The sequence below is a fragment of the Pseudomonas sp. S2_A10 genome, from assembly GCF_054668465.1.
In genome coordinates this window covers 5,116,040-5,134,554 of record NZ_CP162773.1, presented here as the reverse complement: position 1 = coordinate 5,134,554, position 18,515 = coordinate 5,116,040, and the positions used below count along the sequence as shown (strand labels likewise).

The window sequence follows — 18,515 nt, the reverse complement described above, 5'->3', positions numbered from 1 at the left end:
GGATTTTATACAGAGGGCAGACAGGTCTGGTTACGCTGTGTAGAATCGGGTTACGCATACAATAATAATCGTCTTCTGGCAGCAGAAGCCTCGCCCGCAAGAGCCTTGGGTCGACAATGAAGATATTCGGGTTTCAACTGATCTACGGAGACTTCCTCGCGCGCAGCGTGCGTGGCATCTCCTGTGCGCCGCCGTCCACATCACTTTCCTGACAAATAACCCTGGTTAATTGATAAGAAATGATGAGGCGTCACCATGGCAGATTTATACGAAAACCCAATGGGCCTGATGGGCTTTGAATTCATCGAGTTCGCAGCGCCGACTCCTGGCACACTGGAGCCGATCTTCGAGATCATGGGCTTCACCAAAGTCGCGACCCACCGTTCCAAGAACGTGCACCTGTATCGTCAGGGCGCAATCAACCTGATCCTCAATAACGAACCCAACAGCGTCGCCTCCTACTTTGCCGCCGAACACGGCCCGTCCGTTTGCGGCATGGCGTTTCGCGTGAAGGATTCGCAGAAGGCCTATTCCCGCGCACTCGAACTCGGCGCTCAGCCGATTCACATCGAGACCGGTCCGATGGAACTGAACCTGCCGGCAATCAAAGGCATTGGCGGCGCGCCGCTGTACCTGATCGACCGTTTCGGCGAAGGCAGCTCGATCTACGACATCGACTTCGTGTTCATCGAAGGTGTTGATCGCAACCCGGTTGGCGCTGGCCTGAAGATCATCGACCACCTGACCCACAACGTTTATCGCGGTCGCATGGCCTATTGGGCGAACTTCTACGAGAAGCTGTTCAACTTCCGTGAAATCCGTTACTTCGACATCAAAGGCGAGTACACCGGCCTGACCTCGAAGGCCATGACCGCACCGGATGGCATGATCCGCATTCCGCTCAACGAAGAGTCGTCCAAGGGCGCCGGGCAGATCGAAGAGTTCCTGATGCAGTTCAACGGCGAGGGCATCCAGCACGTTGCGTTCCTCACCGACGACCTGATCAAGACCTGGGATCAACTGAAGAAAATCGGCATGCGCTTCATGACCGCGCCGCCGGATACCTACTACGAAATGCTCGAAGGTCGCCTGCCGAATCACGGCGAGCCGGTCGATCAGCTGCAATCGCGCGGCATCCTGCTCGATGGCGCATCGGAGCAGGGCGACAAGCGTCTGCTGCTGCAGATTTTCTCGGAAACCCTGATGGGGCCGGTGTTCTTCGAATTCATCCAGCGCAAGGGCGACGATGGCTTCGGCGAGGGCAACTTCAAGGCCCTGTTCGAATCGATCGAGCGTGACCAGGTGCGTCGTGGTGTGTTGACCACCGAGTAATCTGAAATGAAAAAATCCCGGCCTGCAGAAATGCAGGGCCGGGATTTTTTTGCTTCATCCAAAACCTGTGGGAGCGAGCCTGCTCGCGAATGCGGACTTTCATTCAACACTCATGTTGACTGGTCTGACGACTTCGCGAGCAGGCTCGCTCCCACATTTGTCTTGTGTTGCATTTAAGAGCGGCGTTGGCGCATCAAGTGTTTGAAGCCTTCGAACACCAGCACCACAACCGCCAGCCAGATCGGGATGTAAGTCAGCCACTCGCCCGACTTGATGCTCTCTCCCAGCAACAATGCCACCGCGAGCAACAGCACCGGTTCGACATAACTCAACAACCCAAACAGACTGAACGGCAGCAAGCGGCTGGCGATGATATACACCACCAGCGCAGACGCACTGATCAGGCCGAGCAGTGGAATCAGCCACATCAGCCCCGGATATTGATCGAACACGGCCAGGCCCTGTTCGCCGCCCTGCACAAACCAGTAGGCGACCGGCAGCATCAGGGTCATGTCGACCCACAGGCCACCGAGGTTGTCGGTTTGCAGGTATTTGCGCAGTACGAAGTACAGCGGATAACCGACCACGACCATCAGCGTCGCCCAGGAAAATCCGCCAACCTGATACAGCTCGTTCAACACGCCAAGACTGGCGAAAAATACCGCGATTTTCTGCAGGTAAGACAGGCTCTCGCCATAGGCAATCCGCCCGGTCAGCACCATCGCCAGTGGCAACAGGAAATAGCCCAGTGATACATCCAGGCTGTAGTCATTGAGCGGTGCCCACATGAACAGCCACAGCTGAACCCCGAGCAGGGCGGAAGAAACCAGCAGCCCGGCGATCAGCTTCGGCCTGGCGGCCATCAATCGGAACAGCTCCAGCACCCGCCGCCATTCCCCGGAAACCAGCATGAACACCGTCATGCACGGAACGGTCAGAAGCATGCGCCAGCCGAAGATTTCCACGCCGCTCAGAGGGGTCAGCAGCGACGTGTAGTAATACATGACGGCAAACAGCACGGAGGCTGAAACCGATAGAGCGATACCTTTAGACAAACTGTCCTCGCGACGTGATGGTTGAACGGGGCGCGCAGGATACGTGGTTTTTGTGCTGAATATTGAGCGGATGCTCATTATTTCCCACATCCTGGAGCCAAGCACAAAACCTGTGGGAGCGAGCCTGCTCGCGAAGAGGCCAGCAGATTCAGCATAGATGTTGCGTCGGCTGGCGCTATGCATGATTGCATCGCTTAAACGAAAAAGATCGCAACCTTCGGCAGTTCCTACAGGGAACGCATTCCAGAGTAGGAGCTGCCGAAGGCTGCGATCTTTTGATCTGCGCGTCTGATTAGGCCCGCAACGTCCGCGTCATCCGCAACGCCAGCAGACTCCCGCCGACGATTACCACCGCCAGCACGTACAACGCTGCATCCGTCGAACCCGTGCTGTCCTTGACCCAACCCACCAGGTACGGGCTGAGGAACCCGGCCATCTGCCCCATCGAGTTGATCAGCGCCAGCCCACCAGCCGCCGCGCCCGCGCTCAGCATGGCGGTCGGCACCGGCCAGAACATCGGCAGACCGGTCAGTGCGCCCATGGTCGCTATGGTCAGGCCGAGAATCGCAATCGCCGGATTGGCCGCGAAATTCACCGCGATCACCAGCCCGACAGCGCCCATCAGCATCGGTACCACCAAGTGCCAGCGGCGCTCCTTGCGCAAGTCCGCCGAGCGCCCGACGACCAGCATGAACACCGCCGCGAGCAGGTACGGAATCGCACTCAGCCAGCCGATCACCAGGTTGTCGCTGAAGCCGAGGTTCTTGATGATCGACGGCAGCCAGAAGTTGATCGCGTACACGCCGCTCTGGATGCAGAAATAGATCAGACCGAAGGCCCAGATCGCTGGGTTCTTGAACACCGCGAGCAGCGAGTCGGTGGCGGTTTTCGGTTTGTTGGCGAGGTCTTCGGCGTGGTCGGCTTCGAGCACCGAACGCTCGTGGGCGGTCAGCCATTTGGCATTGGCGAAGCTGTCGCTCAACAGGAAATACGCCAGCGCACCGAGGATCACGGTCGGAATGCCTTGCAGGAGGAACATCCACTGCCAGCCGGCCAGGCCACCCTGGCCAGCGGCGAAGTGGTTGAGAATCCAGCCGGAAAACGGGCTGCCGAGCAAACCGGAGACCGGAATTGCCGACATGAACAACGCCATGATCCGGCCACGGCGGAAGGTCGGGAACCACTGCGAGAGATACAGCACGACGCCCGGGAAGAAACCGGCTTCAGCGGCACCGGTGAAAAAGCGCAGGGTGTAGAACTCGGTCGGGGTGGTGACGAACAACAGGCAGGTCGACAGCGTGCCCCAGGTGATCATCATCAAGGCAATCCAGCGCCGAGGACCGAAGCGGGTCAGTGCCAGGTTGCTCGGCACGCCGCACAGCACATAACCGATGAAAAAAATCCCGGCGCCGAGGCCGTACACAGTTTCGCTGAATTTCAGTGCGTCGAGCATCTGCAATTTGGCGAAGCCGACGTTGACCCGGTCGAGGTAGTTGAACAGGTAGCAGATGAAAATGAAGGGAATCAAACGTAGGGTGATGCGTTTGTAGACGGCGTTTTTACCGTCGTCGATGGTCTGGGTAGCTGCGGCGCTCTGCGACATAGCGGCTCTCTCTTTATTATGATTTTTTGCGATGCAAAGGGTAACGTTGATCGCCCTGAGAGTCTCGGCCACCTTTGGCCGGATTGTCTTTGTGCCTGAGCACAGGGTTTTCCGCCAGACCCTGTGCGGCTGAACAACCGTTCGTGCCTGAACTGAAGGATTGCCGCCGCTATGTTCGAACTCGATCACGACCTTGCCCAGGACATCGTCGACCGGGCCATGGCCATTTTGCCGTACAACGTCAATGTCATGGACAGTCAGGGCCTGATCCTCGGCAGCGGTGAACCGGAACGCATCAACACCCGTCATGAAGGCGCGCAACTGGTGCTGGCCAACGGGCGTGTGGTGGAAATCGACGCGCAGACGGCGGTGCATCTCAAAGGTGTGCAACCGGGGATCAATCTGCCGCTGCTGCTCGATCAGCGCTTGATCGGCGTGCTCGGCATCACCGGCGAGCCGGAGCAATTGCGCACCTACGCCGAGCTGGTGCGCATGACCGCTGAAATGCTGGTCGGCCAGCGCAACCAGCAGGCCGAGCAACAATGGCGACGGCAGCGTTGCGATGATCTGCTGGCGTTGCTGCTGAGCGAGGCGGGGGATTCGCCGCGTCTGATCGATGAGGCGCAGCAACTAGGGCTCAAGCCGCAATTGACCCGGGTGCCGTATTTGTTTGAGCTGGGTCTTGAGCACGGCCCGGGGCAAACCGTCGAGGCACTGAGTGCGTGGCTGACCTCGCGTTACCCGGACAGTTGGTGCGTGAGTTCGGCGAAGTCTTCGTTGTTGTGGTGTCGCCCGGCGAGCCAGAACGTCGAGCATGATCGCCTGCTGGAAAAACTCGATGGCCTCGGCTGGAAGATTTTGCGCATCGCCGTCGGCGGGCAGGCGGATGGTCTGGCCGGGTTGCGTCGCTGTTACCGACGAGTCGGCGATTTGCTCGCTTATGGTCGTGACGTGCTGCCGAATTCGAGACTGCTGACGCTCAATCGTTATCGCTTGCCGGTCATGCTGTGGCGTCATCGCAACGATGATGCGCTGGACGAACTGCTCAAGCCGCTGCGCCAGGTCATCGCCAAGGACAGCAACGGCCAGTTGCTGGCGACCCTGCGCAGTTGGTGCGAGCACGACGGGCAGAGCCAGGCCTGCGCCGAGGCGTTGGGCATTCATCGCAATAGTCTGCGTTATCGCATGGAGCGGATTGCCGAGTTGAGCGGGGTTGATCCGTTGAAGCTGGACGGGATGCTGGCGTTGTATCTGGGGGTGCAGCTGCTGCCGCAGACTGATCCATTGCCATGAGTTGTCCTTGAGGCCGCCATCGCTGGCTTGCCAGCGATGAGGCCGGTACGACCAACACATATCTTTTGTGGAAATGAACAATAAACGCCGACGCCACTTGTGCACTCGACCGGCGTCAAGGCGCAGGCCGACTGGCAGCATGAATGCCACTGCAACCGGAGAATTCCCATGAAAATCGTCATCGCCCCCGACTCGTTCAAGGACAGCCTGAGTGCCCAAGGCGTTGCCGAAGCCATTGCCCTCGGACTGGCACAGGTCTGGCCGCAGGCGACGCTGATCAAATGCCCGATGGCCGATGGCGGCGAAGGTACGGTCGAGTCGATACTCGCAGCCTGCGAAGGTGAGTTACGCCGCACCCGCGTGCGCGGTCCACTGGGCGCGCCGGTCGAAGCCGCATGGGGCTGGCTGCCGCACAACCACACCGCGATCATCGAAATGGCCGAGGCCAGCGGTCTGCAACTGGTCCCGCCGGGACAGCGCGATGCCTGCATCAGCAGCACCTTTGGCACAGGTGAATTGATTCGTGCAGCGCTGGATGCCGGCGCACAACGGGTGATTCTGGCGATTGGCGGCAGCGCGACCAATGACGCCGGCGCCGGGGCGATGCAGGCGCTGGGGGTGAAGTTGCTGGATGCGCAGAATCAGTCGCTGGTGCCCGGCGGCCTGGCCTTGGCGCAACTGGCGCGATTGGATCTGAGTGGACTTGATCGACGTCTGGCCGATGTGCGTTTCGACATCGCCGCTGATGTCAACAATCCGCTCTGCGGCCCTCACGGCGCCTCGGCCATTTTCGGCCCGCAGAAGGGCGCATCGCCCGCGCAGGTTGAGCAACTCGATCAGGCGCTGGGGCACTTCGCCGAGCTTTGCGCGCAAGCATTGGGCAGGGACGTGCGCGATGAACCGGGCAGCGGCGCGGCGGGTGGTCTGGGGTTTGCCGCCAAGGCTTTTCTCGGTGCGCAGTTTCAGGCGGGCGTCGAGGTGGTAGCGGAACTGGTCGGGCTCGCTGACGCGGTCAGAGGTGCGGATCTGGTGATTACCGGAGAAGGCCGCTTCGATGCGCAAACCCTTCGCGGCAAAACGCCGTTCGGTGTTGCGCGAGTTGCCAAACAACACGCTGTGCCGGTGATTGTGATCGCCGGGACCTTGGGCGAGGGCTATCAGGAGCTCTATCAACACGGCATCGACGCCGCTTTCGCCGTGACCAGCGGACCGATGACGCTCGAACAAGCCTGCGCCGAAGCTCCGCGCCTGCTGCGTGAACGCGCCACCGATATTGCTCGGGTCTGGCAACTCGCCGCCCAACGCTGATCGGCTTGCCTATGTAGGAGCTGTCGAGTGCAACGAGGCTGCGATCTTTTGACTTTTAAAAGCAGGATCAAAAGATCGCAGCCTCGTTGCACTCGACAGCTCCTACCAAGGGCAGCGGAGCAGTTTTTGATTGTTGCCACGTCCTGAAAAATATTTACCGCAGACCCGAAACCTTCCTCAAGCCTGGCCGATACAACGGTCAGGCGCACACAAAACCACAATTCAGTGCCGCCGGACTGTCGCCCGCTATGGGCCAGTGCTCACGGCATGGACGCTCGTAGTTTCTTTCTTTCGAGAGTCCGACCATGTCCCTGCGTAACCTGAATATCGCGCCACGTGCTTTCCTCGGTTTTGCCTTTATCGCCTTGTTGGTGATTGTCCTCGGCGTGTTCGCGGTCAGCCGCATGACGGTCATTCGTCAGGCGTCGGTCGACATGGACACCAACCAATTGCCAAGCGTGACCCACCTCAGCGTGGTCACGGAAAACGTCCTGCGCATGCGCATTCTCTCGTTCCGTGTGCTGGTCAATCGCGAACCGGCCAGCCTGCAAGAGGCAGAAACCCGCATCGCGGTGCTGATCGACAAGGTGCGCAAAGCTCAGGCCAGCTACGCTGCGTTGCCGGCAGGTCCTGAAGAGCGTGCGGTCTTCCAGACGTTTTCGACGACGCTCGATAATTACCTGCAAGCGCAGAATCAGATGATTGAGCTGTCGCGCAAGGGCGATCTGGAAGCGATGCGCGCGTTGATCAACACGCGCATCAAGGAAGGCACCGATCAGATGGGCGAGCAGCTAAACAAGCTGATCGGCATGAATACCGCCGGGGCCAGAGCGGCGGCCATTAAGGCCGGTGAAAACTATGACAGCGCCATCACCGGGATCATTATCGTCGCCGTGATTGCGGCGCTGGCCACCGTGTTGCTCGCCTGGTTGCTGACCCGCAGCATCGTCACGCCGCTCAACCGCGCCGTGCTCGCTGCGCAAACCATTGCTGGCGGTGACCTCAGTAAAGCCATCGAAGTCGACGGCAAGGACGAACCGGCGCGCCTGCTCGAAGCCCTGGCCGCGATGCAGACCAATCTGCGTAAAACCATCGAGCAGATCGCCGGCTCTGCCACGCAACTGGGCGCCGCTGCCGAAGAACTCAGCGCGGTCACCGAAGAAGCGTCGCGCGGGCTGCAGCAGCAGAACAATGAAATCGAACAGGCCGCCACGGCCGTCAACGAGATGACCGCTGCGGTGGAAGAGGTGGCGCGCAACGCCGTGTCGACTTCCGAAGCGTCAAACCAGTCGACCCACGCCGCCCGCGAAGGTCGTGATCAGGTGGTGAAAACCGTCGACGCGATCCAGACCATGACCCACGACGTGCAGAACACCGCACAGATGATCGAAGGCCTCGCCGCGCAGGGCCGTGACATCGGCAAGGTGCTGGACGTGATTCGTGCCATCGCCGAGCAGACCAACTTGCTGGCGCTCAACGCTGCGATTGAAGCCGCGCGTGCCGGCGAGGCTGGCCGTGGCTTTGCCGTGGTGGCTGATGAAGTGCGAGCCTTGGCCCATCGCACCGCGCAGTCGACCCAGGAAATCGAGAAAATGGTTGCCGGCATCCAGAACGGCACCGGTGAAGCGGTCTCCTCGATGCAGCAAAGCAACCAGCGTACCCAGTCCACTCTGGAAATGGCCCGCGCGGCTGGCGTGGCACTGGAGCAGATCACGCAATCGATTCACCAGATCAACGAACGCAACCTAGTCATCGCCAGCGCGTCGGAAGAGCAGGCGCAAGTCTCGCGCGAGGTCGATCGCAACCTGGTCAATATTCGCGACCTCGCCACGCAATCGGCCGCCGGCGCCAATCAGACCAGTGCCGCGACCCATGAACTGTCGCGACTGGCAGTGGATTTGAACGCCATGGTGGCGCGTTTCGTGATTTGAGATACGGTGAAGGCTGGAAACCGCGCTAACAGGAGACGTACATGCGCTATTCAGCCTTGACCCAACGAATCGCCGGGGAGGGTGCCGCTGCCTGGCAGATTCACGACCGAGCGCTGGAACTGCGCGCCGAGGGCGTTGATGTTTTGTTGTTGAGCGTCGGCGATCCGGATTTCGATACGCCGTTGCCGATCGTCCATGGCGCGATCGATAGCCTGTTGGCCGGCGATACCCATTACGCCGACGTGCGTGGTCGATTCGAGCTGCGCAGGCTGATTGCCGAGCGTCATCGCCAGCGCAGTGGTCAGCGTGTTGATCCTGATCAGGTGATTGTCCTGCCCGGCGCGCAATGCGCGGTGTACTCGGTGGCGCAGTGTCTGCTCGATCCGGGCGATGAAGTGATCGTCGCCGAGCCGATGTACGTCACTTACGAAGGTGTGTTTGGCGCCTGCGGTGCCAAGGTGATTGCGGTGCCGGTGCGCCCCGACAACGGTTTTCGTGTCGACCCGGCCGATGTTGCCGCGCGCATTACCCCGCGAACGCGCGCCATGCTGCTCAACAGTCCGAACAACCCCAGCGGCGCGAGTTTGCCCTTGCTGATCTGGCAGGAACTGGCAGCGCTGTGCATTCGTCATGATCTGTGGTTGATCAGCGATGAGGTGTACAGCGAGCTGTTATATGAAGGCGAGCACATCAGCCCGGCGAGCCTGCCGGGCATGGCCGAGCGCACCGCGACGATCAACAGTCTGTCGAAATCCCATGCGATGACCGGTTGGCGCATCGGCTGGATGATCGGCCCGAAACCCTTGGCCGAGCATCTGGTGAATTTGTCGCTGAGCATGCTCTTCGGTCTGCCGGATTTTGTACAGAAGGCCGCGCAAGTAGCGCTGCAAAGTGATCTGCCGGAAGTCTCTCAGATGCGCGAGGAGTATCGCTTGCGCCGCGATCTGGTCTGCGAACGTTTGCACGGTTGCCCTGGGTTGCAGCCGATTCGCCCGGATGGCGGCATGTTCGTGATGGTCGACGTTCGTCAGACCGGTCTCGGCGCGCAAGCATTTGCCGAGCGCTTGCTGGAGGGTTACGGGGTATCAGTGTTGGCCGGTGAAGCGTTCGGGCCGAGCGCGGCGGGGCATATTCGCATCGGGCTGGTGGTGGATCGGGTCAAACTGGCGGATGCCTGCGCGCGGATTGCGTTGTGTGCGGTGCAGCTGTTGCAGGCGCGCAGTGCCTGATGGATTTGCGTAGTCTGTAAAGGCCTCTTCGCGAGCAGGCTCGCTCCCACAGTGGAATGCATTCTGCTGTGGAAGCAGGCTTGCTCCCATTTTGAAATGCATTCTCTGTGGGAGCGAGCCTGCTCGCGAAGGCGGCTTTACTGGCGCCAGAGATCTCAGCTTTGCCACGCAGAGGCATTCACCAGATTCGCCGGCCGCTGTCCATTCAACGCCGCCAACAGATTCTCCACCGCACAGCGCGCCATTGCTTCCCGGGTTTCATGGGTCGCCGAGCCCATGTGCGGCGTCGCCACCACGTTGCTCAACTGCAACAATGGCGAATCATGATTCAACGGCTCGCGCTCGAACACATCCAGCCCCGCCGCGCGAATCCGCTTGCTGCGCAACGCCTCGATCATCGCCGCCTCATCAACCACCTTGCCCCGCGAGATATTGATGAAAATGCTTTCCGGCCGCATGAGCGCAAATTGCTCGGCGCCGATCAAGCGTTCGGTCTGTGCCGTCAGCGGCAAGGTCAGGCAAATGAAATCGGCCTGCTGGAGCAACTCTTCGAGGCTGCGATATTGTGCGTCGAAACGCTCCTCGACCGCCGGTTTGCGCGACTGACTGTGGTAGATCACCGGCATGCCGAAACCGAAATGCCCGCGCTGGGCCAGGGCCTCGCCGATGCGGCCCATGCCGATGATGCCCAGCGTCTTGCCGTGCACATCGGTGCCGAAATGCGCCGGGCCGATGTTGCGGCTCCACTGCCCGCCATGGACCATGTTCGCCAGTTCGACCACCCGCCGCGCGGCAGCGAGGATCAGGGCGAAACCGGTGTCGGCGGTGGTTTCGGTGAGCACGTCGGGGGTGTTGGTCAGCAGAACCTTGCGCCGATTCAGATACTCGATGTCGTAGTTGTCAACACCCACCGAGACGCTGGCAATCGCCTCCAGCTGCGGCGCCAGATCCAGCAGCGCGGCATCTAGTTTCAGGCTGGCCCCGAGCAAACCGTGGGCGCGGGGCAGGGCATCGCGCATCTGCATGAGGCCGTCGGCGTCGAGGCTTTCGATCAGCGTTACGTCAAATTGCTCTTGCAGGCGCGCCATCAGCGCGGGCGAAAGTTTCTTGTACAGCACGACCTGTTTTTTCATGGCAAAAGTCCTTTCAGGAATGCGCCGGCACACGCGGTGTGGCGACGGCTTTGGCGACGACGCGATCACTGGCGCCGGGCTTGAGGAAAATCGTCAGTACCACCGACAGCAACAGCGCGCCGCTCATCAATAAATAGGAAGCGCCGGGCGAACCGGTGGAGCTGTTCAGATAACCGACCAGATACGAGCCGCCAAAAGAACCGAGCGCGCCCATGCTGTTGATCAGCGCCATGGCGCCGCCAGCGACGTTGGCCGGCAGGATCTCCGGGACGATGGCGAAGAACGGCCCGTACGGCGCGTACATGCAGGCGCCGGCAATCACCAGCAGCGTGTACGACCACCAGAAGTGTTCGGCGCCCAAGGCATACGAGCCGTAGAACGCGATGGAGGCGATCAGCAGCGGCGGCCAGACGAAGCGTTTGCGCTTCTGCAATTTGTCCGAACCCCACGACACCGCGAGCATGCCGATCACCGCCGCCAGATACGGCAGCGCCGACAGCCAGCCAGCCTCGATCATGTCCATCTGCGCGCCGGCCTTGAGGATCGATGGCAGCCACAAAACGAAACCGTAGACGCCGATGCTCCAGCAGAAAAACTGCAGCGCCAGGATGATCACCTTCGGCGAACGGAACGCCTCGGCGTAGTTCTTCACGGCTTTGATCCCGACCTGCTCAGCGGCCAGCGCGCTTTCCAGATCGTGTTTTTCCTGCTCATTGAGCCACTTGGCCTGGGCCGGGCGGTCGTCGGCCAGACGCCACCAGATAAACGCCCACAGCACCGCCGGCAGACCTTCAATGATGAACATCCAGCGCCAGCTGAAATGCTGTACCAGATAGCCCGACACCACCGACATCCACAGCATCGTCACCGGGTTACCGAGGATCAGAAAGGTGTTGGCCCGCGAGCGTTCGGCGCGGGTGAACCAGTGGCACAGATACACCAGCATCGCCGGCATCACCGCCGCTTCGACCACGCCGAGCATGAAGCGAATGACGATCAGCCAATAGGCGTTGGACACCACGCCGGTCAACGTGGCCAGACCACCCCAGAGGATCAGGCTGACGAAAATCAGCTTCTTGACGCTGTGCTTTTGCGCGTAGATCGCGCCGGGAACCTGGAAGAAAAAGTAACCGAGAAAGAACAGCGCACCGAGCAGCGAGGACAGACCCGGTGTAATCATCAGGTCTTCGGCCATGCCCGATGCGGCGGCAAAACCGTAGTTGGCGCGATCGAGATAGGCCAGGCTGTAAGTGATGAACACGATCGGCATGATGTACCACCAGCGGCGGGTGGCGAGGGTAGCGGTTTTCATCGGTGTGACTCCTGAGCTTGTTGTTTTTGTCGCAGCAGGTTCATTGATTTGCGGTGATCAGGCGGGCCTCTTCGCGAGCAGGCTCGCTCCCACATGTGAAATGCGTTCCCCTGTGGGAGCGAGCCTGCTCGCGAATTCAGCGGTCAACTCCAAGCGAGAAGGCAACCCATCCATGTCGCCACGACTCTGCACCGCGCGACTGCCAATCCAGTTCGCCCGCTGCACGGCCTCGGCAAAACTCTGATGCTCGAGCAGGGCGCTGATCATCCCCACCGCAAAGCCGTCACCGGCGCCCACGGTATCGACCACGTTGTTCACCGGCACGCCAGCAACGAAGCCCTGATCCAGCTGCGTGCGGTAGTAAGCACCCGCAGGCCCGAGCTTGATCGCCACGGCCTCGGCGCCCTGATCCAGATAGAACGCAGCAATGTCGGCCGGGTCGTCGAAACCGGTGAGCAAGCGACCTTCGCTCAACCCCGGCAGCACCCAGTGGGCAAGGGCGGCGAGGCGGTTGATCTGGCGGATCATCTCGCCCTCGCTGGCCCACAGGCTCGGGCGCAGATTCGGGTCGAATGACACGCTGCGCCCGGCGTTGCGCATCTGGGTCATCAGCTCGAAGGACATTTCCCGGCTGGAACCTGACAGCGCCGGCGGAATACCGGTGGCGTGCAAATGGCGGGCGCTCAGCAGGTTGTCGCTGATGGAGTTCGGCGACAAATGACTGGCCGCCGAACCGCGCCGGAAATATTCGACCTGCGGGTCGCTGCCATCGTCGTTGCGCGATTTGAACTGGAAACCCGTTGGCTGGTTTTTATCGACTTCGACGTGGCTGCAATCCAGACCTTCCTTGATCAGCGTTTCCACCACAAAGCGTCCGAGCGAATCGTTACCGACCCGGCTCAGCCACGCGACGTTGAAACCCAGGCGCGACAAGCCGATCGCGACGTTGCTGTCGGCCCCGGCAATCCGTTTGTGAAACTGCTCGACCTTGGCCAGATCGCCGGTCTGCTCGGCGACCAGCATCGCCATGGTTTCACCGAAAGAAAGAATATCGATCTCAGACATGAGCTGGCTCCAGGCGCGATTGACCGAGGCGGGCGAGGGCGGCGACGTGTTCGCGGGTCAGTTGCACCAGGTCATCGCCTTGCAGCGGGTATTCGGCGGCGCGCATAACGCCTTGGTCCATGTGCCGCAGCAGTTGTTCCCACAGATGCAGATCGCTGATGGCCGGCGGTACGGCGATCAGTTTGCCGTCGGCGCGGCGCGCAACGGCTTTGCAATGCACATAACCGACGTGACGGCCGAGCGCGCGTGCGGCGCTGGCGGCGGACTGGTCCTGCCAGTGCCAGTTGCCAATGTCGAAGGTCATCTTGATCGGCAGGTTGTGTTGCTCGACGGCGGTAAAGAAACGCTGGAACGGCTCGATACGTCCGCCTTGCAAGGTCTGGTCGTTCTCCACCAGCAGTTGCACCGGGCTTTGCTTGAGTCGCTCGGCCAGTGCCTGCAAATCAGAGTTGTCGGTGAAATAACCGAGGGACACTTTCAGCCATTTCGAGCCGAATGCCTGGGCCTGTTGCAGCGCGGTAATCAGTTCGGGATTTGGCTGCGCTTGCCCTGCGAGCCAGAGTTCGGTGGGTGAGGAATAAATGCTTTGCAGGCCCTGCGCCTGGGTAGCCTGAGCCAGTTGCGCCGGGTCTTCACGGGTCAGCAGCTCTTCACGCCACTCGATGCGATTCGCCCCGGCTGCCGCGAGGATGTCGATAAAACAATCTTGCCCACGCTGGCGCACGAGCTCGGCACCGTAGCTGGACAAACTGATGGAAACGGCGGGTTTATTCATTGTTATTGACCTCTGAAACCGGTTTCATTTTTGTTCAAAAAAAATCAGGTGATTCTGTAGTGTTTTTGCAGGCCCTTTCGCGAGCAGGCTCGCCCCCACATTTGCAACACGGTCACCTGTGGGAGCGAGCCCGCTCGCGAAAGCGCCAGATCAGACGCCGCCAATCCCTCGGGTCGAACCCCGCTCAATCAGCACCGGCGCAAAATCCACAATTCGCGCCACCTCATCATCCCCGCGCAAGCGCTTGAGCAGACACTCAAACGCCCGCGCGCCTATCTCTTGCGTCGGCTGTGCCAGCGCGGTGATCCCGCTGCCCACCAGCGGATACCAATCCAGATCATCCAGGGCAATCAGCCCGACATCCTCGAACAAGCGCACACCGAGTGCGCGCAACGCGTGAGTCGCCGCCAGCGCCGCCACGCCATTGGCGCAAAACAGTGCTTTCGGACCGTCACCGGAGGTGCCTAGAAAAGTTTGCAGTTGCGCCTTCAGATCATCGCCGGTTTCCAGCACCGCCCCGGTCAGGGCCGAGCGTTGGGCAATCTGCGCTTGAAACCTGCTGACCCGTTCGATCCGCGAGCTGGTGCCGTCAAACGGTTCGGTGACCATCAATAGGTCCCGATATCCGCGCTGCTCAAGGTGTGTGAGTGCCATTTCAACCGCTTGCGGGTTATTCAGTCCGACCATGTCGCTGTCGAGCCCGTCGACCTTGCGATCCACCAACACCATAGGCATCTCGCGGCGCAGCTCATGCAGTTCGTCCCGGTGATGGCCCAGCGTGTTCACGATCAGCCCTTCGATGTTGTAAGAGCGCAACAGCGCCAGATGCTGGCGTTCCTGCTCGTCATCGCGGTCGGTGTTGCACACCACCAGGCTGTAGCCGTGCGCACGGCAGGCGGTTTCCACCCCGTGCATCACGGCAATCGAATAGGGGTTACGGATATCGGCGACGAGCATGCCGATCAGCCGAGTGCGCCCGCGTTTCAGGCCGCGGGCCATTTGGTTGGGGCGGTAACCGAGTTCATCAATCGCCTGCTCGATGCGCCGGGCAATGGCATCGGAGAGCAGCGCGCGGTCGTCGCCAATGAAGCGCGAGACGCTGGCCTTGGATACACCAGCGCGTTCGGCAACATCAAGCATGGTCACGCGGCTGCGCTGGGCGGCGGAGAAGTCGTTCAACGGGTCAGACCTTATTTTTGAAATGTAGCGTTTTAACGGCATGGATACCGCTGAAACCGGTTTCAGAAGACACTATCTGACCTTGAGCCGTCAACCTTCAAATGCAGCGGAAGCAGTCACGGCAAAATGGATTTCCGACAAACGGTTGCTTTACCTGTCAGATCTGACAGTAGGCATCTTTCCAATACCAGCGCTTAATTTCTTTCAGGCCTAGATGACCAGCCAGTGAGAAATTCCATGCCGATCGAAACGCCGATTACCTCCAGCGATCCATTGAATCCCGGCGTGCTTCTGAGCCTGCCACGAGTGGAAGGCGTCGATCCGCTTGACCCGGCCGGAACATTGCCGCCGGACGCAAAACAGGTGGGCATCGTTTGTATTATTGACCGCTGGCCGAACTTTCCTGTTTCAGGCGTGAATAAAGATCGTGTTGAAATTTTCATTGTTGGTAACCCTGATTTCGTCGCCTTTGGCGAGTATGGGGCCGCGGACGATGCGCCGGAGTTTCGTATTCCAGTAGCTCCCGAGAAACTTCCGGATGTGGCTACGTTTGAGCTTTTCTACACAGTACGTTCGATCAACCCTACTACGTCACCTTCACGACGCCTGACTTTTGCGATAGTTAAGCCGCCGCAACTTTTGAAGGAGGTTACTTTTCCCGATGCGGATGCTTGGGGATATATCGGATGTTACAAGAACCATCCCGGCGATCCGGAAGCCTTGTTTATCTGGGAAGGGGTACGTATCGAAATTCCTTTCGATGACTTGTTTCAGCTTGCGGATGTCCTCAGCCTGGATTGGCAGGCATGGGATTCTTTAAACGGGTCGGGAAACCCTTTGACACAGGTGTTTAACTTTACTGAGGTTGTGACAGATGTTGTGACCAAGGAGCCAGTGAAGATTGTAATCAAGCCCTTTGCTTCACATATAGAACCCATGGAGGAAAACGATTCGGCCTTAGTTAATTACCAACTATTGCGCGACGGTGTACCTATCTTTCGCTCGTTTACCGGGCTGGTGAAGGTAGACAGGAAAATTCCGGGAGAAAGCAAGTATTGCTCGGATGCAAGTTGGATGAAGTGATCAGGCCGCAACAGTAGCAGCGATATTACGACTGCAGTTGGCGACATTCGCCATTGTCGAAGATGCATGGATCAAAAAACATTTTCTACGCAATGGAGAAGGCACATGACAAGTATTCAAACTGCGGAGTCAGGCACACCCTTGGGCGTTCTGGTCGCACCTACCCCCGAATTGCCAGACGGGCGCGGCACGAACAAGGACATCATTCCGATAGCTGCGATACCTGTGGGCGCCGCGCTGACACTTATGGTCAAGACCAATGTGTGGTCGAATCCTAACAGCAGAGATCAGATCGCCCTTGACGTTACGCGAACCCAGCCTCCTGCCAATCCGCTGCCGACAGACTTCACGCGGTTAAACAGGGTAAACCTCGGCGACGTGGCCAGCCGTCCTGTAGATTTTCCGATCACAGTGCCTACCGAATTTCTGGGTGAGGATGCAACCCCGGTGGGGCCGACGCCGATCTGGGTGCGTAGCGTGCTGTATGAGCGGGGGCTCAACCCGCTGACCGGTCCTGTGATGAAGTTTTTTATCGACCGTACTGGTGCCTGGCAAGCGAAACCTGCACAAACAGGTACAAATCCAGGACAGGTTCCAGGCGCCAGAACAATTCCGCCAGCCACGTTTCCAAATGCCCCCGGGGATCTGGATGACACATGGGCAGGTCAGCCAGGTAACGAAGGGGGATTGCAGGTACAAATTGATACCGGCTACGCCAACGTTCAGCCGGATGACACGTTGACCCTGTACGTGGCAGGTACACGTACCAACCCTCCGCAGGTGCCCCCTTTTTCAACGGACCGATGCCCACCGATGGCAAGCTGTCCATCCCGACCGCAGAGCTACGCAAGGTAACGAGCGGCCGGGCCTTCATCTGGTTCATCATTACTGACGCTGCTGGCAACCAGAGCGCATGGGGCGTGTATTTCAAAAACGTGCGTTTTCTGCCACTTCCCAAACTGGGCGTCATTACCGTCCCGGCAAACGAAGATGGTCTGATCGATTTAAAAGATGCGCGTGCAGGTGTGAAGGTAAAAGTCAGCCGGTTGGTAGATACAATCGGCACCGACGTAGTGAGCCTGACATACGGCGCTCAACCAGCCCAGGATCTGCCATTCAACGCACTCACGGAGCTGGAGTTCACCATTCCTTGGTCGAGTCTGAGCAAACAATACTTTGATAACCAGACGGGTACGAATTTTGAATTGGACGTGGTCGTCAAAGCTGACTTGATGCGTGGCGGCTTATCCATCGACGACGGATCAACAACTGTCAAAACAGATTTCTCGACGCATCCGCCTTATACCGTCGACCCGACGACCCCGCCCCCTGAAGTTAATCCCGAATTCCGGAAACTGATCGTCCGCGGACAGCCACCTGTCACGGATAACTTACTGGGCCCTCAGGATGTCGATCAGACAGCCAAGGCTCACATCGATGTCTCGCCTGTCACCGCCGGGACGTCGTTTCCCGATCCCGAACCGGGCGATCTGGTTACCCTGAAGTATCTTGGGGATCAAGGCGAAATTATCGTTAATTCCATTCAAATGACTCAGTCGAATATCAATAATGTCGTTCAGATAGATTTGCCATATACCGTTGTCGGTCCGGGTGGTATCGGGCTTAAAGAGGCTTGGTGGACATATGAAAACCCCGCCCGGAATAATACTCAAGACTCGGCAAAGGAGACGGTAACTGTCAATACTGTAGTCATCGTTCTCGATAAGCCAGAATTCCAACGCCCACCTACAGATGGCACCGAAGACCCATACATTATTTGCGAGAGCTTGACGGGGGATGATCACGTTGCGACGTTCAAGATCAAACCTAATGATCATTTCACCGATGGGATGAATATCACATTCAATTGGCAAGGCTGGCATGACGATAAATACACCATAGACGCACCGCCGGATACGGTTTTTTCCGATACTCGTGCGATCACTTCGCTCGAGTTAACGGAGGGGATGCTTTGGGAAGTGCCATACGCACCTTTTATTCGTAATCTTCCTCGTCCACCTGCTACCACGCCTGATCCGACCGACTTTTACGCAGGTTATGTCAAAATCTGGTATTCGACGCCAATTGTAACCACGTCAGAAGTTCAGGAAATGATTGTCTACCTGCTCAATGCTGACTTCTTGTACTGCGAATCGGAACCGGGCTGGGATCCTGCGCCTGCTCCATAAACGGCATTCGCGATCATTGCATTGCCGG

At 59.1% G+C, this 18,515-nt stretch carries 15 protein-coding genes; 8 read left to right on the top strand and 7 right to left on the bottom strand.

Features of this window, described 5'->3' with window-relative positions; all coding sequences use genetic code 11:
- The first annotated feature begins 255 nt into the window (after positions 1–255).
- The gene (gene hppD, locus AB4N41_RS22975) at positions 256–1,332 is read left to right on the top strand and encodes a 4-hydroxyphenylpyruvate dioxygenase (RefSeq protein WP_016774910.1); all 1,077 of its coding nucleotides are present in this window, start codon (positions 256–258) and stop codon (positions 1,330–1,332) included.
- Between the two features lie 173 nt (positions 1,333–1,505).
- Here the strand turns inward: hppD and rarD are convergent, their stop codons facing one another.
- Entirely contained in the window at positions 1,506–2,387 is an 882-nt protein-coding gene (gene rarD, locus AB4N41_RS22970; RefSeq protein ID WP_056789655.1) for an EamA family transporter RarD, read from the bottom strand.
- A gap of 292 nt (positions 2,388–2,679) precedes the next feature.
- Positions 2,680–3,990, bottom strand: coding sequence for an MFS transporter (locus AB4N41_RS22965; RefSeq protein ID WP_150740942.1), 1,311 nt, complete (start codon positions 3,988–3,990; stop codon positions 2,680–2,682).
- Positions 3,991–4,161: 171 nt separating this feature from the next.
- On the opposite strand from AB4N41_RS22965, the gene AB4N41_RS22960 reads away from it, so the two are divergent.
- From AB4N41_RS22960 to AB4N41_RS22945, 4 genes are all read left to right on the top strand, one after another.
- Complete coding sequence (locus tag AB4N41_RS22960) at positions 4,162–5,283, top strand: sugar diacid recognition domain-containing protein (protein WP_150635138.1); 1,122 nt, start codon at positions 4,162–4,164, stop codon at positions 5,281–5,283.
- A gap of 168 nt (positions 5,284–5,451) precedes the next feature.
- Positions 5,452–6,591, top strand: a complete 1,140-nt coding sequence (locus tag AB4N41_RS22955) for a glycerate kinase (protein ID WP_460138078.1) — start codon at positions 5,452–5,454, stop codon at positions 6,589–6,591.
- Positions 6,592–6,896: 305 nt separating this feature from the next.
- Positions 6,897–8,522 carry a methyl-accepting chemotaxis protein gene (locus tag AB4N41_RS22950; protein WP_460138077.1) on the top strand — a complete coding sequence of 542 codons (1,626 nt, stop codon included), beginning with the start codon at positions 6,897–6,899 and terminating at the stop codon, positions 8,520–8,522.
- 41 nt (positions 8,523–8,563) lie between these two features.
- The gene (locus AB4N41_RS22945) at positions 8,564–9,751 is read left to right on the top strand and encodes a pyridoxal phosphate-dependent aminotransferase (protein WP_041480186.1); all 1,188 of its coding nucleotides are present in this window, start codon (positions 8,564–8,566) and stop codon (positions 9,749–9,751) included.
- A 155-nt stretch (positions 9,752–9,906) separates the two neighbouring features.
- On the opposite strand, the gene AB4N41_RS22940 is transcribed toward AB4N41_RS22945, so the two are convergent.
- The 5 genes from AB4N41_RS22940 to AB4N41_RS22920 form a co-directional block, all read right to left on the bottom strand.
- Positions 9,907–10,884 carry a 2-hydroxyacid dehydrogenase gene (locus AB4N41_RS22940; RefSeq protein ID WP_252876394.1) on the bottom strand — a complete coding sequence of 326 codons (978 nt, stop codon included), beginning with the start codon at positions 10,882–10,884 and terminating at the stop codon, positions 9,907–9,909.
- Between the two features lie 13 nt (positions 10,885–10,897).
- A complete protein-coding gene (locus tag AB4N41_RS22935; protein ID WP_041480189.1) occupies positions 10,898–12,196 on the bottom strand; it encodes an MFS transporter in 1,299 nt (432 codons plus the stop codon).
- A gap of 57 nt (positions 12,197–12,253) precedes the next feature.
- Positions 12,254–13,261: a sugar kinase gene (locus AB4N41_RS22930; protein ID WP_252876393.1), complete on the bottom strand. Its 1,008-nt coding sequence runs from the start codon at positions 13,259–13,261 to the stop codon at positions 12,254–12,256.
- The gene (locus AB4N41_RS22925) at positions 13,254–14,036 is read right to left on the bottom strand and encodes a sugar phosphate isomerase/epimerase family protein (RefSeq protein WP_150635143.1); all 783 of its coding nucleotides are present in this window, start codon (positions 14,034–14,036) and stop codon (positions 13,254–13,256) included. Before AB4N41_RS22925 ends, AB4N41_RS22930 begins: the two co-directional genes overlap by 8 nt.
- Before the next feature lie 150 nt (positions 14,037–14,186).
- Complete coding sequence (locus AB4N41_RS22920) at positions 14,187–15,215, bottom strand: LacI family DNA-binding transcriptional regulator (protein WP_460138075.1); 1,029 nt, start codon at positions 15,213–15,215, stop codon at positions 14,187–14,189.
- A gap of 237 nt (positions 15,216–15,452) precedes the next feature.
- Between AB4N41_RS22920 and AB4N41_RS22915 the strand changes: the two genes are divergently transcribed.
- The 3 genes from AB4N41_RS22915 to AB4N41_RS22905 all read left to right on the top strand — a co-directional run bounded on the left by AB4N41_RS22915 (position 15,453) and on the right by AB4N41_RS22905 (position 18,487).
- Positions 15,453–16,298, top strand: a complete 846-nt coding sequence (locus AB4N41_RS22915) for a hypothetical protein (RefSeq protein WP_252867692.1) — start codon at positions 15,453–15,455, stop codon at positions 16,296–16,298.
- A gap of 105 nt (positions 16,299–16,403) precedes the next feature.
- Positions 16,404–17,153 (top strand): hypothetical protein, encoded by a 750-nt coding sequence (locus tag AB4N41_RS22910; protein ID WP_460138073.1) that lies wholly within the window; start codon positions 16,404–16,406, stop codon positions 17,151–17,153.
- The gene (locus AB4N41_RS22905) at positions 17,102–18,487 is read left to right on the top strand and encodes a hypothetical protein (RefSeq protein ID WP_460138072.1); all 1,386 of its coding nucleotides are present in this window, start codon (positions 17,102–17,104) and stop codon (positions 18,485–18,487) included. The genes AB4N41_RS22910 and AB4N41_RS22905 overlap by 52 nt, the downstream gene beginning before the upstream one ends.
- The last annotated feature ends 28 nt before the right edge of the window (positions 18,488–18,515 follow it).